Here is a 15,742-nt window from a genome sequence, read left to right on the forward strand (position 1 = left end):
GCGTGCTGGACGTTGGCGCGCCGGCGCCCGACTTCACTCTGAAGGACCAGAACGGTCGACCCGTCACGCTCGGCTCCTTCCTAGGCGCCAAGGACGTGTTGCTGGTCTTCTTTCCGCTAGCCTTCACCGGCATCTGCCAGCGTGAGCTGGACGAGATTCAAGATCACCTCGTCGACTACGTGAACACCGACACCCAAACGCTCGCCGTTTCGGTGGGACCGCCCCCGACGCACAAGGTCTGGGCCACACAGAGCGGGTTCACGTTCCCCGTCCTGTCGGACTTCTGGCCGCACGGCGAGGTGGCGCGGACGTACGGGGTGTTCAACGACGAAGCCGGCTTCGCCAACCGCGGGACCTTCGTGATCGACCGCGCCGGCGTCGTCCGATCGGCGGAGATGAACGGCCCGGGAGAGCCGCGCGATCCAACGGTATGGGTGGCCGCACTCGGTGCCCTCCGTAGCGTCTGACGGGATTTCCTCCACCGCCTCGTGGCCGTGTAGCCTGCCCGAGCACGGGCGTGTAGCTCAGTGGTAGAGCTCTGGTTTTACACACCAGCGGTCGCAGGTTCGATACCTGTCGCGCCCACCATGGTCAGTCCAGGTCAAAGACTTGCGGGCCAAGGTTTCCGACGATTTTAAAACCCCCGTTGTGCCGAGAGTGTGCCAAGAGATTCGAACTAAAGTGTCGAGCGAGACGGGCCTGTTCCGACACACTGCACGCAGTCTTTGATTGCAGGGCCTAGCCGACGCGGTGTGAGATGCTGCCGCGGTGGCGGTGGAGCAGATGAAGGCTGTCAGGGACCGGGCGGTCGCCTTCAACTTCGGGCTGACGGCGCTGGCTGTTCTGACTGCTGCGGCGACCTTCGCAATCAGTCTCATTCCGCAGGGCAATTGGCTCGTCGGGGTCCGCGTTCTGGCCGGCTGCCTCGCCGTGACGACCGCTGTTGTCGGCTACTTCAAGTTCAGGAACGAGCGCGCGTTCAAGCGCCAACAGGAGGAGGAGCGGGTCTCGCTCGACCAAGCCCTCAAGGCAGAGTCTCGTCGCACTTCATTGCTGATCAATGGAGCCATGCTCGGCACTGCCGACAAGCTGCGCCGGCTATCCGTGTTGGATCAGGCATCCAAGGATGAGGAGATCAGCGGGTTTCGCACGTCGATCGTCAGCAAGGTCTGCGATCTCGTCCAGAGCGACGCGCCGCGGGCTGCCTACTTTCGGGTTCAGGACCTAGGTGCTCGATCCCGGGTGATGCAGTCTGGCACCTACAGTGACTCGAGAAATCGCGAAGACTCCTTCACCAGCGAGTTCATTGAGGGCCACGGCGGTGATCAGGGGGTATGGGACCTGATAGATAGTGGCGACGTCGCGTCGAGTAACGACACGAATGCCACGGTCCCCGACTCGTGGGACGTCTCCAGGAATCGGCAGTACAGGTCGTTTGTGTCTGTGGCTGTTCGCGCGGACAGGCTCGCTTTCGGGATGCTGACAGCCAACACGCTCGACGCTGACGGGTTCTCGCACTCGGATGTCGCATCCATCAAGGTGCTGGCACACCTGCTTGCCGCCGCTGAAGCAACAACAATGACTCCCGCCCGTATCACGAAGGCGTTCCAACAGCGAGGGAACTAGAATGTGCCTGACGCGTTTTGTCGGGGAGCGCAGCTATGCTGGCGTCGTCCGAAAGGGGTGAGTGATGGCGAAGACTGTGGAGTTCCACGACGCCGATATGCGTCGTGCCTGGAAAGAAGCCGATGCCGCCGAGCGGGATGCCGAGCAGAATCCCGAGCGCATCGCAGAAAGCCGTCGCCGCTTGATCAAATGGGTTGAGGCTCGCGCGAGCGCGTAGTTCGACGGATACTTTCCGACTGGCGGGAAGTGGCGCATCAAGTTTGGGCCTAGGTCACATCTACGGGGCCGATGTAGCGCCCTCCTCAATAACCGATGAACTAGCGATTCTCCTTTGCGATGGTGCGTGATCGCCCCATCAGCGCATCGCCCGCCGCGGCAAGCGCGTCGTCGTACACGTGTCCGTACACCCGCAGCGTGATCGCCGGGTCATGGCCCAGCCACTTGGCCGTGGCGGATGGTGTGGTTCCACCGTCGAGGAGCATGGTGGCGGCGGTATGGCGAACGTCGTGCAACCGGATCACCGCGACACCAGCATCTTTCGCGTGGCGAGAGAAGTCGTTGGAGTACGTCTCGGGCCGAATGGGAGAACCGTCGTCGTTCACCGCGACGAGGCCGGTGTCGGGATATCTCTCGCCCAGCGCGAGGCGTTCCTCAGCCTGGCGCACTTTGAACGCGCGCAGCGCACTGAGCACATCGAGTGGCATCGGCAACGCCCGGCGCGACCGCTTGGATTTCGGATCACCGGTGACAGTGCCGCATCCCTCGACCACAACGCGACCTTGGGCCACCGATACGGTGCCAGCTTCGAGGTCAACGTCCGACCACCGTAGTCCGAGAATTTCCGACCGCCGCAGGCCGGCTAAGGTCAGCAACCAGCAGGCGACCAGTCGCTCGTCGCGCACATGCTCGCGAAACCGTATGGCCTGTTCCGGTGTCCAGCTAGACATTTCGTGATGTTCTACCCCTGGGCGCTTTACTAGGCGCGCGACGTTTCGAGCCACCAAACCCGCTCTCATAGCGTCGTCCAACGCTGACGACAACACGACCAGCATTGTCACAACGGTCCGGGAGCTGACTTTTCCCGGGACCTTGGGACGGTCCGGCTCGTTCGGATCAGTAGCGATGTAGCGACCCCGCCCTGGGCGCGACACATTGCCCGACACTACTAACCGGTCGAGAGCTCGAATGCCAGGTTTCCCCAACTCGTCGAGGATCTCGCCGTACTGTCTGCCATTCGGATGCTGTCGCAAGAACGCCAACACTTCGGCGGCGCGGCGGCCCCGCTTGTCGCGCTGGCTGACCGAAGCGCCGTGAAGACGCAAGGTCACCAACGCGTCGATGTCGGAGGTTCGCAGCTGTTGCAGACCGATACCGCCGAGGCCGTCAATCACCGGCTTGAGTGAATGCCGATATCCCGCAAGCGTGTTGGGCCTGACATCACGCCTCCCTTGTAACCATTCGGTGAGGTAGTCGGCGACCGTTGTGCTATCTCGCTTAACAAATGATCCGGTCGCGACCTCGGTCGCGATCTTGCGGTACTCGCGTCGAGCTTCAGCGAGAGTCCGGTAGGAAAAGCGCTGCCGGTCACGCGAACCATCGGGCCGAACGCCGATGTCAATCTGAAATGTATAGCTGACGGCACCATTCTTCGCGTTTCGTCGCGTGATCGGCTCAACTCGCCGAGTGCGCTTCGAACGTGGTGGTTCCTCATTCGTGGCCATCTGGTCTCCTGGCAAGCCTGTGTGAGTGTCGTCGACAGTGTGTCCCAGGCGGAACGTTTCACTACATGTTGCAGCATGGGGCTGACATCGAGCCCAACAATCAGAGGCACTTGTGAAATGAGCCTGCGGCTCGACGTCGGCTCGCATCGAAGGATAACGACCGCATAGTTGCGATTGCTTAAACGGGCGCCTGACCCGGTCGGGCGTTTACGAGGCAATAAGGTGCTGAAGCTCGGCGGTGACGACGTAAACGCGTCCGCCAAGCCGGCGCACTGGTAGTTCGCCAGAAGCGGCGAGACGATAGGCTGCCGCACGGCTGATACCCAGAATTGCGGCAGCCCTGGGGACAGCCAGCAACAGCGGTAGTCCGTCAAAGATGTTGCTCTCCAATTGTTTCACCTCCTTCATCCTGAAGTCGGCGAGAAGTCTGCGGAAAGCGGTTGTGGTCGTGTGATGCAGTTCGATTATGTCGGATCAGCTGCTTCCAGGCGATTGCCAAGATGACGGTCGGCGCTATCTGGCCCCATGCCATGGGCTCGCGGCTTGAGGCCATCTCGTGGGCATGTTCCTGCATTGACTGAAAGTAGGCGGACGCGTGACACGCGGTCCACCACCAGAGCCATATTGGTCAGCTGGGTGCACGAATTCTTCGTCTGTCGCCGTTTGTCTTCATGGACGGCGATTTCAAAATCGTCGGCGACGAATGGCGTGAGCTGAGAACGCCATTGAAAGCTACCTGACGTCGGGGTGAGCGTCGTGCACCGGCGTCCGCGTGTCGTTTACCCCGCGGCCAAAGAGCTAGGCGTCAGTAGTGATCTGTTCATAGAGTTCCGTGTTCAGGACATAGGTGATGGCCTGGATGCGGGCCTCGGCCATCAAGGTGCCCCGAACAGCACGGTCTGGGGCACGGCCGCCCGATCTGCGGGTCCAATCCTGAATGCTGCGCTCGCCGGTCGTCCCCGCTTCAGCCCACACCATCCAGGTGATCTTCTCAGCTTCGTCGGCGATGAACTCGGCTCGCTGTGGGGCGGTCCAGTCATCGGGCAGTCCGAGGTCCGTGGTGTAGACCTCGTGGACGGCGCTCAGGATCTTAGGGTCGGTTTCCAAGGGCATGGACTCAAAGGTGCAGGCGCGGACTCGCCTCAACTTGTCCGTCGCCCCGGTCCAGATTGACCTGCTCATCGAGAGGTTCGAAGGTGGGCATGTGGGCAGGCTGAGCTGCGATCGGATGACGCTGGCATCATGGCCTCCTGGGGGACGCTTCGCAGATCGAATCCCTGCAGTTGAGAGTACTGTCGGCCGTCAGGTAATTCCGCCGGGTCGTCTGTCATGTAATTCCGCCACCGGTGGGCCTCGGGTGTAGGTCTACCGGGCTGGCTTGGTGTTGTCTACCGGCGCGTGAGCGCCGGGTCTTTTTCGGGGTCGGTAGCTGGGTCCGTCCATCAGGATTTGGTGGCTGGTGTTGATCAGGCGGTCGAGCAGGGATTCGGCCACGACGGGGTTGGGGAACAGGTTGTACCAGTCCTTGGGTGAGCGGTTGGAGGTCAGGATGAGCGGCTTGCCGTTGACGGCGCGGTCGGAGATCAACTCGTAGAGGTCGTCGGCGTGCATCGCGGTGTGCTCGCGCATCGCGAAGTCGTCGAGGATCAGCACCAGCGGTTTGGTGTATTCGCGGATACGTTGGCCCCAGGTGCGATCGGCGTGGCCGCCGGCCAGATCGGAGAGCACTCGGGAGGTCTTGGCGAAGCGGACGTCGCCGCCGCGGCGGGCTACGGCGTGTCCAAGTGCTTGTGCCATATGGGTTTTCCCGACTCCGACGGGTCCGTAGAGGATGACTGATTCGGCGGCGTCGAGCCAGCGTAGTGCCGCGAGATCGCGCAGCATCGCCGCGGGGAGCTTGGTGTTGGCGGTGAAGTCGAAGGATTCGAAGGTGGATTGTTCCTCGAACTTGGCGCGGCGGATGCGCCGTGTGAGTGCTGCTGATTCGCGGCGGGCGATCTCGTCTTCGCAGAGGACCTGCAGGAAGTCCAGGTGCCCGAGGGTGCCGTCGCGGGTTTGGGCCAACCGGGCATCGAGGGTCTCGAGCATGCCGGTGAGTTTGAGGGTGCGCAGCGCATTGCGAAGCGAAGGATCGAGGATGCTCATGGTGATGTTGTCCTATGTTCGGATCGAATGATGTTGGGTGACAGACGGATAGACGTTGGAAGTCATGCAGTCTCACCGGTGGTGGTGTCGAAGGCTTCGGGTCCGCGCAGATGTGCTGGGGCGTGCGGTGCCGTCGGCGGGATGGTTCCGTCGAGTTCGGTGCCGGCGGCGAGGATGCCCTTGACGGTGCGGTAGCTCGGATCGCCGACGGTGATGGCCCGCGCGCAGGCCGTCTCCAGGCGGACGTCGCCGACGGTCTTGCGCAGTGCCAGGACACCTTGAGCGCTGCGCAGACGGTGGATGGCGTTGACTTCCATGAACTCGGCGATGACCTGCGTGCAGGCCGGCCCGACCTCGGCGGCCGTCCGGCGACACCAGGTGGGGTTGCGCATCGTGAAGGCGATCTTCTCCGGCGGGTAGTGCTCGAAGTCGGTGGCCCGTCCCCGCGGATGGGTGACATGGGTGGCCACGACGTCCCCGCCGTGCACGATCTGCACGATGTCCCCGCACGTGCGGGCGTGGACCTGCTGGCCCATCAGCCGCCACGGCACCGAGTAGAGCGCCGCGCCGACCTTGACGTGACAGTCGGTGGCGACCTTGCCAGAGGACCACACCGCGAGCTGGAACGCATTGCGCGGCAACGGCAGCAGGGCGTGTTGTTCGACGGTGGAGAACACGAACCCGGGCTGCTCACCATCCAGCGCCCGCGACGCCCGGGCCCCGGCGACCTCACGGCACCACACCACTGCTGCGGCCTGCATCTGCTCCAGCGAGGTGAACTCCCGGCCCCGCCAGAACGAGTCCCGAACGTACTGCATCGGACGCTCGACGCGTGGTTTGTCCTTCGGTTTGTTCGCCCGCGCCGGGTCGATCAGGCAGCCGTAGTGCGAACCCAGTTCGGCGTAGGCCTTGTTGATCTTCGGGTCATACAGATCCGACCGGGTGACACCGGTCTTCAGGTTGTCCGGGACCAGCCGGGCGGGGACACCGCCGAAGAACTCGAACGCCGCCACATGCGATGCGCACCAGGAGGATTGGTGCATCCACAGGACGGGTTGGACGAACAGGTGCCGCGAGTGAGCCAGCACCATCACGAACGCCCACACCGTGACGCGTCGACCACTGACCGGGTCGAACCACATCCCGAGCTTGCCGTAGTCGATCTGGGCCTCACTGCCCGCCGGCACCGGCCCGCGTGCCACGGTCACCCTCTCCCGCGTCGACTCTTCGGAGAGATTGGCCGAAATCCATCTCCGCACCGAGGATTCCGACGCCGCAACACCATGGTCGTCGCGCAGCCGCTGCGCCACGGTCGCCGCACTCACCTCGGCCTTGAGCCAGTCGACGATCCGATCGCGGTGCACCTCGATCCCCGGCCACGTCGTGGCCCGCAGACCCGGGTCGGCGACCTCGGGGAACCACCGGCCGACGTGGGCGGCCCACGCCGCCTCCGTGACCGGCTCCCCGCCCGGGGTCAGCGACTCGGCAATCGCCGGCGCCAGATACTTCGCGATCGTCTTGCGGTCGATGCCAAGACTCTCCGAGAGCTGGCGCTGGGACCGACCCGCATGCCAATGGGTCAACAACTCGATCAGGTCGAACACGTCGAAACTTCTCCTCGCCATCGGCGCCCTTCCTCACGAGTCGATCCGTGAGTCGAGCGAACCTGTATGCGAAGCCCACAACCGGCTGCCACACCGCCCCGGGTGGGGGAATTACGTGACAGACAGGGTGGAGGAATTCCGTGACGGACAACCCCTCACGCTGGGGGAATTACCTGACCGCTGACAAGTACTCGCCAATCGGCCCCAAATACAGGGAGAACTCAGCTGCGACAACCTGTTCCGCGGCGTCGTACGGTACCGCGGTGCCGACACTAACGCGTCAATAGTCGATGCCAGCGTCAAGCGTTTTGTCGGTTGCGTCACGGCTGTGGGAGCGGGCGTTCCAGGTCAGGGTGAGGTGGAGTCGATGAGCGGATCGGATGGCACGGGCCGCAGTGTCGTACTGGGCAAGTACCTGACGCCATGGTTCGTTGAGGTGGGTGCGGCCGAGTCGGTCGGCCAGTGTGACGGCAGGAGATGGTGCGCTTAGGTGGTCTTCGATGCCGGTGTTGGTCAGGTTGGTGGTCCACGGCGTCGTCTGGGCCAGTAGCCGCAGTGCAGGGGTGCTGGGTCCGACTCGGCCGTCGCCGGGATCGAGGATGATGGCGCGGGCGTCGTGAGTTGTGCTGTAACCAGCGGCCGTGGTGAGTCGCTTGGGTTCGGCGTTGGCCGGGTCATCGATGATGACGATGGCGTTCGCGCCGAGTGACCACAGCTGTTCGGCGTAATCGTCATTGCCCAACACAGCGGCGATGTCGGCGACTCCGGTATCGCATGCGGCTGTGGCATCCTCCTCGGTACTGCTGAGCCACAGCACTTTTCGATGATCGGCGTTCGCCGCGGAGCGGAGTGTTTGAAGGGCTGCGATGGTGTCGGGGTCGGCACTGTCGGCGCGGGCGTAGCTGAGTCGGTAAGGCTGGGCAGCCAAGGCTTTGAGTCGTGCGGCCAGCGACGAGTCGTGTTTTGTCAGTGATGATTCGGCAATAGTCAGAGATGTGCCATTGAAATCGACGTGGCCAGCGGAGTGGAGTAGGTCGACCTCGTCGCGTGCCGAATCCAGAAGGTCGTCGAGGGTGGCTGTGGCGGCGGTTTGGGCGGTGGCGAAGGCGGTGGCGATGTCGCGTTCGGCGCGCTCGAGCTGGCGTCGCAGGGTGTGGCGTCGTGCGCGCAGTTCGTCGCGGGTGGCCAAGTCGGCGCGTTCGGCATCGCCGCGTGCGGCGGTGATGTCGCGTTCGGTGATGATGCGGCCGCCGGCGGCTGCGACGCGGGCAGCTTGGGCGTCGGCGAGGGCCTGCTTGAACTCCGATGAAGGCGGCTGCTCGGGGAGCAGGCCGGTGTAGAACGTGACCTGGTCGCGGGCGGAGGCGATGTCGAGTTCGTCGGCGTCGGGGGTGGCGAGTAGGAGGTCAAGCTCGGCGCGCGCGTGCTCGATCATCCGCAGGGTGTCGCTGTAGGCCCTATCGGCGTCGGACCACTGTTCCATCACGTCGGTGAGGGCGTGACTGTAGGGGCGGTCGGCCTCGACCTGGCGCCGCATCCGTAGGAGGTCCGAGGCGGCGGCACGCATGGCTGGGCCGTGGCCGGCGGGAATGTCGGCGTCGAGCTTGGCGATCTTGTCGCAGACAGTCCGGTATTCGTCGCGTAGATCGCTGAAGACGTCTCTGGTGATGAGTAATTCGCGCGGCGGGCGACTTGTCGAGAGATCTTCGAATCGCAACCCGTCGAGGGGGCCCGTCCCGTACTCGAAGACGTGGCCGGCTCCCGGCAGGGGCGCCTCGACGTCGACGGCCAGCAAGGAGGTATCCGGAGCCATGGAGGGGTCTTCTGGGTCTGGCGGGAACAGTGCCTCGTCGTCGGGATCGGGCGGGGCGTCCTCGGGGGTGGGGATGTCGCGGATGTCGGTGCCCAGGTGTGCCTGGAGGCGGTGGGTGAAGGCGTCGACGGTGTAGGTGATGAGTCGGGCGTAGTCACCGGGCGGGATGGAATGCGTGTCGTCAGCGTCGGCGAGGTGTTCGGCGGCGAGGTGTAACAGGTCGCGCGGGGTCCAGGTGTGTGGGTCGGCGGCGTTGATGGCGGTGACGAGAGCCGGCCAGTTGAGGTCGGCGGCGATGGTTTCGGCGAGCACGGTGCCGAACACGGCGTCGAGGTCGGCGATCCAGGTCGGGCGCAGCCGCGAATGGGTGGTGGCCAGGGTGGCGGTCGGTGAAAGCGCACCGATGATGCGCCACCACAGCGCCGCGGCGGGTAGCTCATCGGGCAATGGTGCACGGCGGGCGGCGGTAGTGATGATCTGGCGTAGATCGGTTGTGGCGCGGGCGGCTTCAGCCAGCTTGGCGGCGAGCTGGGGCCAGTAGGCATCGGAGCGCAGTCGTGGGTCGATGGTGTCGATGAGGTCGTTCCAGCGGGTGGTGTCGGCGCTGCGGCGTCCGATGGCGGCAGCGGCATGGCGTTGCAGCAAGGACTGCACGGCGCGGGTCTGCACCGGGTACTGACGCGGCCCGGTCAGGCGGGTGTCGGCCGCGGGAATGCCTGCGGCAGCTCGGAATACCGCGATCTCGGCGGTCAGGGCGCGGTTGACCGTGATCAGCGGGCGTGCCCAGACGGGGGCGGTCGCGTTGGTCCAGGCCGTTGCCCGGGCTCGGATGTCGTCGGCGAGCTTCTCGACGAGACGTTCGCGGTCAGTCAGGTAGTTGCCCCAAGTCGGATCGTCGTGCAGCGCGGTGGGGATGGCGGGCAGCCAGCGAAGGACACCGGTGCCGGAGGAATGGGCGCCGGTGGGGTCGATGCGGTGATCCAACACGGCGGCCGGGTCTATTGCGTCGTCGACGCTGCCCTTGGCCAGTGCGTCGACGAGCAGCTGGTGGGGTTGGCCTCCGTCGAGCGCTTGGACGGCGAGGTTGCGGCGCAGGACGGGCCAGGCTTCGCGTGTGCTCAGCTGGGGGATCACCTGGTCGGCCATCACGTCGAGGCGGTCGCGAGCACCGATGCCGAGGCGATTCTCCGCCGCCGCCCCGAGCGCGTCGTAGAACATGTCGGCTGCCGCCTGGAGCCGCGCGGCCGGATCAGCGGCCTGACGCGCGGCGGTAGTTGCCGAAATTTGGGCGCCGTCGCGGGCCAACGTCCGGGTGAGGACGTCGACGGCGGTATCGGGGTGGGTGGCCTTGGGGGAGAGCAGCCGGTGCGGATCGGCTTCGGCAGTCGACAGGTACAGGTGGTTTTCGTCGGTGCCGCGGGTCATCGCGACGTAGAGGTGCTGGCGGGTCATCGTGTCCGAGCCGACGATGTGGCAGGTGCCCCTGGTGGTGCGCCCGCCTGCGGTCAATCCCTGTGCGGAGTCGATGGTGGCTGCGTAGCCCAGCGTGACGTGTTCGGCGATATAAGCCGCGGGCAGCGTGACGACCAGCCCGCTGCGGACGTGCCGAGCCTTCACGGCGCCGGCGGGAAGGACCTCGGTGATGGTGTAGCGGTACCCGTTGCGCACGAAGTCGGTGCGGCCGATGGTGATGCGGCGGTTGTTCTTCCGGGTGCGGATGGTGTCTCCCACGCTGGCGAGCAGCTGATCTGCCAGCACCACGGTGGGCTTGGTGGCGGCCTCGGGATCGGCGGCCAGACGATCTATGCGGGCGCGGGCGTTGAGCGCGTTGATGACGTCGTTGGTCGGCGCGAGCAGGATGGAGTCCCCGCCGGCGGCCAGGTCGGCCCGCCACGCCTCGTAGGCCATGTCGGCGGCCGTCTCGTCGGTGCCGACGTGGATGCGGTGATGGTCGATGTAGAAGCCGATGCCGGCCGGGTCGGCGTCGTGCAACGCCAGTCCGGCGGCGGCCTCGGCCGGCGACTTAAAGCGGACGACTTCGGACAGGGTGAGCGCGTCGGTGGCCTCGGCGATGTCGCGCAGAACACCGCCGGCCGAGATCGATGACAGCTGTCCGTCATCACCGACGAGGCGCACGCTGGCGCCCTTGGTGAGTGCGTCGGCGATCAATGCGTCGAGCTGGGAAGTTGACGCCCGTCCGGCTTCGTCGACCACGATCAACGTGTCGGGACCTACACGGGTGAACCATTGCGGTCGGGCCGTGGTGGCGCTGGGGTCAGTGGACCAAACGTACTTGTCCAAGGTGTCGGTGGTGGCGCCCAGGTCTTCGCCGAGAACGATCGCGGCGTCGGCAGTCGGGGCCAGTCCGATGACGTGTCCGCCGGAGGTGCGCCACGCGTCGGCGAGCGCGGCCATCGCGGTGGTCTTGCCGGTTCCGGCCGGGGCCAACGCGAGGGCGACACGCCGCCCGGAGGTGGCCATGTCCGCTACCAGCGCGGCCTGGCCAGCGTTGAGGGTGTGACCGCGCGCCACCGAATTTGCCAGCGCGAGTTCGACGTCAAGCTCCGTCGCATACCGCCCATCATCACGACCGACCGCGACCAAGATCCGGCGTTCGGCGGCCAATGTTTCGCGGCTGGTGTAGACCTCGACTCCGTGGCGGCGGTAGACGCTGGCGCCATCGCGGCGACGCAATGCGACAGGTTCACCCAATTCGGCATCCGCGATACGGGCGTGCGGCACCGAAAACGTTTTGGACAGTGCAGTATCGGTAAGGCGGTCGGTGAGTGCGACATCGTGCGCCACGCCATGGGCGCGCACCATGCGCAGGGCTTCGGCACGCACATGATGACGTTGCCACGTCGACCGGGTTTGGCTGACGGTGGCGATGAGTTCGCCAGCGCGCGACGCTACCCACCGCTCATCGATGATGGGGACGCTCCGTGTTGGGCGGGGTCCGGCCAGAACGTCGGCCAGCGTCCGCTGCAGACCGTTGCGACCCAGCACCTGGGCAGCTTGGGTGCGCCAGGCTACGCGCTGCTCGGCCAGCGAGCGCGGCTCGTGCTTGGCCTCGCGCGTTTCCAGGGTCGCCTGTTGGGCCAGGGCGATGATCTCGACATGGGTGGGTTCGCGGCCGTGATCGGTGTGGAACTGTGTGGACAGTGTGGCGGTGCGAGCTTCGATGGCGGCGCGTCGGGTCGACCACTGCGACATCAGTTCGGCGGATAGACCGGCGATCTCGCGGACCGGGCGCTTACCGCGTCCGCGGGACTGTTCGACGAAGCGCACACCCAAGCTCGCGATCAGGTGGGCTTCCAGTCGGGTGTTGTACAACTCCGAGGCCGCGACGGTGACCCGGTGCAGCGGTTGACCATCTAGCGCTAGCCAGCGGCGCACGCCGTTGGTGTCGACGTGGGACACCTTGTTGGAGATCGCGACGTGGGTGTGCAGGTCGGGATCTCCGGCGCGGGAATCGCGGTGGGTGAACGCCGCGGCGATGAGCCCTTCGGTGTCGACTTGGGCGACTCCACCGGCGCCGGTGCGGGTGAAGGTGGCTTGATCCTGCAGCCACTCCAGGACGTCGGCCACTGCCGCGTCGTGGGCCGCCTCGATCTGTTCGGCCACGGTCAGCGGGGCGATGGCCCACAGTGCGGACACCGATTTCACCGGCGAGAAGGTCAGGTCGTACCCGGCGACGGCGGTGGTGCGGGCGCGGGTGTTGCGGGCGATGAAACCGGACAGTTCGCGGTCGTCGGCGGGCGGGCGGCCGTACTCCTCGGTGAATAGGTCTGTCGACACCCGAGTGCGGATCTGGGCGCGCACTTCCGGGGCGATGGTGGCGTTCCAATGGGCGCCGTTTTCGGCGTTGTGGTCCCGGAAAGCCACTGCGAGGCGACGGAGTAGTTTCGGCTCGCCGTCGCGGACCAGGAACTCCCGTCCCAGGCGGCTGGCTACCCGTTGGGTGGTGCCCATGCCGAGGCCGGCGACGTAGCTCTCGATGCGCTCGGCGTTGGGGTGCAAGCCCTCCCCGTAGAGGGCGCGCATCTGGGCCTCGCTGACGCCGGATTCCGCCTCGACGGTCCAAATATCCTCGCGTACTTGAGGGTTGACGTCGCAGCGACCGGTGTCGGAGAGGGCGGCCAGGCCGCGGCCCATCCAGCGGCCGGGGGCTTCGCCTTTGGCGGAGTAGTAGTCGGCCAGGCTGCTGCGGCCTCGTTCGGTGCTGTCAGCGGCAGCGACCTGCCGCACCAGGTAGAGATAGCCGTCCCCGGCGGTTAGCTTGTGCAGCGTCATCACCATGACGCGCTCCTTGGCTCCCACATACACCGGAGGCTACGAAGTCGACGGTCGGAAGAGCCACCACCAAACCGGTTGTTCTTAAACAACTCTCACGATTCGATACCTCGGTGCAAGAGGTGTGTGGTCCGTGGTGGGGCCGTGGGAGGCGGGGTTGAGCGGGGAGCTGGGCGGGCTCAGGAGCGGCGGCGGCGGGGACGGGTGCGGCGCGGTGAACGTGAGGCGATGCGCGCACGGTGGGAGGCGACGAAGAAAATTTGGTGGGGACGAATGTGGCTGGGGTGGTGGCGTGCTCGCCCCGGTCGCTCCTAATGTCGGCGACCATGACATCAGCGAGCACGTCCAAGGTCCAAGCGCGACGCCGGGCACGCGAAGCGACCCGACGCGCCAACGAGTCCCGCGCGGCGCGGGACAAGGCCAACATCGAGGACAGCGCGAACTACCTGGTGGCGGTCGGCAAGATCGCCGAGGTCGAAACCTGGAAGACCGATCGGCTCGCCCGGCTGCGCGAGCAGGTCGACGCCGAGGCCGCCAAGCGCGTCGCGGTGCACCGGGCCGAGGCCGGCGCGGCGATCGTGCGCATGCAGGACCGTGGTGAGACGTTGGCCACCATTGCCAGCCGGACGGAGGCGGGCGTCGGCGAGGTTCGGGCGATGCTGCGTCACGCACCGAAAGCCGAGAAACCCACGGCGACTGACGGTTCGCATGCACCAGGTGGTCAGGCGGTGCAGAACGGTCAACCGCCTAGACCCAATCACCCCGGCGCCAGCGAGCCAGCAGTGAACGCGACCGCTGTCTGACGGCACTGACAGTGCGGGGGAGAACGACGTGGCAGAACCAGCGCGTGAGATGACCGTCGCGCTCACGGCCAGAGTTACGTCGGCGTGCCCGAATCTTCAGCTGCGCTTACCAGTTGGCACCTCGTTGAAGTTGCAGCAGCCGTGGCGAGGACTGCGCCACCGCGGACCGCTTGGCGGGCATGATGAACGCAAGGTGCAGAGACGTCGGACCCTGTCCGGCGGAGCACCGAATGTCACCCCGCAGCTCTGCTCACCGACACGCGCGGCGGCGCTGCTGGTGAAGACGCCGGGGTTCGAGCACGGCCGCGCGGATGTCAGTGCAGGATCTAAGTCAGCGGACGTGAGAAGTGCGGGCCGACTAATTGTCGATCGGCGTCCGCACGCCTTGGAGATCGACCGTTTCCATAGCCACTCCGTTTAGGGGCAACGCATTCGGACCTCGACACCCAGACCGGTGCGATCGGAGCCGATGGTTACGGTCGTCGCTCCCTCGCCCGCGACGGTGTGGGGTTCTGCGTGCGGCCGCACCGTTACGCGTTGGCGATCGCAGGCGGAATTGTCTCGGCTGGGGTGGACGGGTTGTACGAATATCACAACCAGGTCGTGAAGATCGCAGCCGAGACAGACGTTGGACGACACGTCGTTTCCGTCTCCCAGGGCGACAGCATGGAGCGGATGGCGCGGATGCGTGCGGCGTTGGGCGCCATGCGGTGCGACGCTCGACAGTCGCGGGGCGCGGCTCGAACGATCGGTGGTTCCGCGTGATGCGGCGCTGCTTGGCGACCAGCCAGCGTTGTGGTGAGTACGCATGCCCGCAAGGGATCGACGACAGGGCTTCGCTGGGGCGTCTCATGGGCGCTGGGCACGCTGGCGGTGCGAGGTGTCGCAGCTGTTAACGACGGTCTAAACGTAGGCCAGGAGCGACGGTGAAAAGTAGGCCACGTGGTCGTGGTTTATTGTGCCGTGTTGTCGGCTCGGGCGGAGGGCAAGGTGTCTATTCCGGTGTCTTTGAGGCGGTAGCTGGATCCCTTCAGTGTGAGGACGTCGGCGTGGTGGACGATGCGGTCGATCATTGCCGCGGCGACGACCTGGTCGCCGAACACATCACCCCAGCGGGCGAACGGCAGGTTCGAGGTCAAGATCAGCGAGGCATGTTCGTAGCGGCTGGAGACCAGCTGGAAGAACAGGTTCGCGGCGTCCTGCTCGAATGGGATGTAGCCGACTTCGTCGACGACGAGCAGTCCGATGCGCCGCAGCTTGGCCAACTCGGCGGGCAAGCGACCCGCGTTGTGGGCGGCTTTGAGGCGGGCGACCCAGTCCACTGCGGTGGCGAACGCGATCCGGTGCCCGGTCTGGGCGGCTTTGATGGCCAGGCCGGTCGCGAGGTGAGTCTTGCCGGTGCCCGGCGGGCCGAGGAGCACTACGTTGCGGGCCTTGGCCAGAAAGACACCGGTACCGAGGTGGGCGATCATGTCACGGTTGAGAGCAGGTTGGTGATCGAAGTTGAAGTCCTCCAGTGACTTACGCGTCGGGAACCCTGCTGAGCGGATACGGGTCGCTGCACCGGAGGCTTCGCGGGCGGCGACTTCACGGGACAGCACCGCAGCGAGATACTCCTCATGACTCCAGCTGGCTTCACGGGCTTGCTCGGCCAACCGGGCTGCCGCATCCCTGATTCGTGGCGCCTTCAGCGCTTGCGCGTAGTGCAAGATGTCCTTGATCGGATCCTCCGCCATC

Annotated in this window: 11 protein-coding genes and 1 tRNA gene; 5 read left to right on the plus strand and 7 right to left on the minus strand. The window is 65.6% G+C overall.

Annotated features, from left to right (window positions below):
- Positions 1-2: 2 nt before the first annotated feature.
- The 4 genes from QUE68_RS10545 (at position 3) to QUE68_RS10560 (ending at position 1,843) form a co-directional block, all read left to right on the plus strand.
- Positions 3-467, plus strand: a complete 465-nt coding sequence (locus QUE68_RS10545) for a peroxiredoxin (RefSeq protein WP_286275572.1) — start codon at positions 3-5, stop codon at positions 465-467.
- A 46-nt stretch (positions 468-513) separates the two neighbouring features.
- Positions 514-588, plus strand: a tRNA-Val gene (locus QUE68_RS10550).
- Positions 589-768: 180 nt separating this feature from the next.
- Positions 769-1,626 (plus strand): hypothetical protein, encoded by an 858-nt coding sequence (locus tag QUE68_RS10555; RefSeq protein WP_286275573.1) that lies wholly within the window; start codon positions 769-771, stop codon positions 1,624-1,626.
- Positions 1,627-1,690: 64 nt separating this feature from the next.
- The gene (locus QUE68_RS10560; protein ID WP_161600483.1) at positions 1,691-1,843 is read left to right on the plus strand and encodes a hypothetical protein; all 153 of its coding nucleotides are present in this window, start codon (positions 1,691-1,693) and stop codon (positions 1,841-1,843) included.
- Between the two features lie 100 nt (positions 1,844-1,943).
- Here QUE68_RS10560 and QUE68_RS10565 read toward each other — a convergent pair whose 3' ends face one another.
- The 6 genes from QUE68_RS10565 to mobF all read right to left on the minus strand — a co-directional run bounded on the left by QUE68_RS10565 (position 1,944) and on the right by mobF (position 13,208).
- On the minus strand, positions 1,944-3,347 hold the full coding sequence (locus tag QUE68_RS10565; RefSeq protein WP_286275574.1) for a site-specific integrase: 1,404 nt from the start codon (positions 3,345-3,347) through the stop codon (positions 1,944-1,946).
- 207 nt (positions 3,348-3,554) lie between these two features.
- Positions 3,555-3,746, minus strand: a complete 192-nt coding sequence (locus QUE68_RS10570; RefSeq protein WP_235892895.1) for a helix-turn-helix domain-containing protein — start codon at positions 3,744-3,746, stop codon at positions 3,555-3,557.
- Between the two features lie 399 nt (positions 3,747-4,145).
- Positions 4,146-4,460, minus strand: coding sequence for a hypothetical protein (locus tag QUE68_RS10575; protein WP_286275575.1), 315 nt, complete (start codon positions 4,458-4,460; stop codon positions 4,146-4,148).
- 252 nt (positions 4,461-4,712) lie between these two features.
- Complete coding sequence (istB, locus tag QUE68_RS10580) at positions 4,713-5,492, minus strand: IS21-like element helper ATPase IstB (protein WP_284230424.1); 780 nt, start codon at positions 5,490-5,492, stop codon at positions 4,713-4,715.
- A 62-nt stretch (positions 5,493-5,554) separates the two neighbouring features.
- On the minus strand, positions 5,555-7,096 hold the full coding sequence (gene istA, locus QUE68_RS10585; RefSeq protein WP_284231462.1) for an IS21 family transposase: 1,542 nt from the start codon (positions 7,094-7,096) through the stop codon (positions 5,555-5,557).
- A gap of 280 nt (positions 7,097-7,376) precedes the next feature.
- On the minus strand, positions 7,377-13,208 hold the full coding sequence (mobF, locus tag QUE68_RS10590) for a MobF family relaxase (RefSeq protein WP_286275576.1): 5,832 nt from the start codon (positions 13,206-13,208) through the stop codon (positions 7,377-7,379).
- 320 nt (positions 13,209-13,528) lie between these two features.
- Between mobF and QUE68_RS10595 the strand changes: the two genes are divergently transcribed.
- Positions 13,529-14,005, plus strand: coding sequence for a hypothetical protein (locus QUE68_RS10595; protein WP_286275577.1), 477 nt, complete (start codon positions 13,529-13,531; stop codon positions 14,003-14,005).
- A 953-nt stretch (positions 14,006-14,958) separates the two neighbouring features.
- Here QUE68_RS10595 and istB (QUE68_RS10600) read toward each other — a convergent pair.
- A complete protein-coding gene (istB, locus tag QUE68_RS10600; RefSeq protein ID WP_286274579.1) occupies positions 14,959-15,741 on the minus strand; it encodes an IS21-like element helper ATPase IstB in 783 nt (260 codons plus the stop codon).
- Position 15,742: the final 1 nt, after the last annotated feature.

The sequence above is a fragment of the Mycolicibacterium sp. TUM20985 genome, from assembly GCF_030295745.1.
Taxonomy (GTDB): Bacteria; Actinomycetota; Actinomycetes; order Mycobacteriales; family Mycobacteriaceae; genus Mycobacterium.

Bases quoted from the DNA above. Each gene is read 5' to 3' on its own strand.
- QUE68_RS10560 (WP_161600483.1), top strand. From the start codon at position 1,691: ATGGCGAAGACTGTGGAGTTCCACGACGCCGATATGCGTCGTGCCTGG.
- QUE68_RS10565 (WP_286275574.1), bottom strand. From the start codon at position 3,347: ATGGCCACGAATGAGGAACCACCACGTTCGAAGCGCACTCGGCGAGTT.
- QUE68_RS10575 (WP_286275575.1), bottom strand. From the start codon at position 4,460: ATGCCCTTGGAAACCGACCCTAAGATCCTGAGCGCCGTCCACGAGGTC.
- istB (WP_284230424.1), bottom strand. From the start codon at position 5,492: ATGAGCATCCTCGATCCTTCGCTTCGCAATGCGCTGCGCACCCTCAAA.
- mobF (WP_286275576.1), bottom strand. From the start codon at position 13,208: ATGGTGATGACGCTGCACAAGCTAACCGCCGGGGACGGCTATCTCTAC.
- QUE68_RS10595 (WP_286275577.1), top strand. From the start codon at position 13,529: ATGACATCAGCGAGCACGTCCAAGGTCCAAGCGCGACGCCGGGCACGC.
- istB (WP_286274579.1), bottom strand. From the start codon at position 15,741: ATGGCGGAGGATCCGATCAAGGACATCTTGCACTACGCGCAAGCGCTG.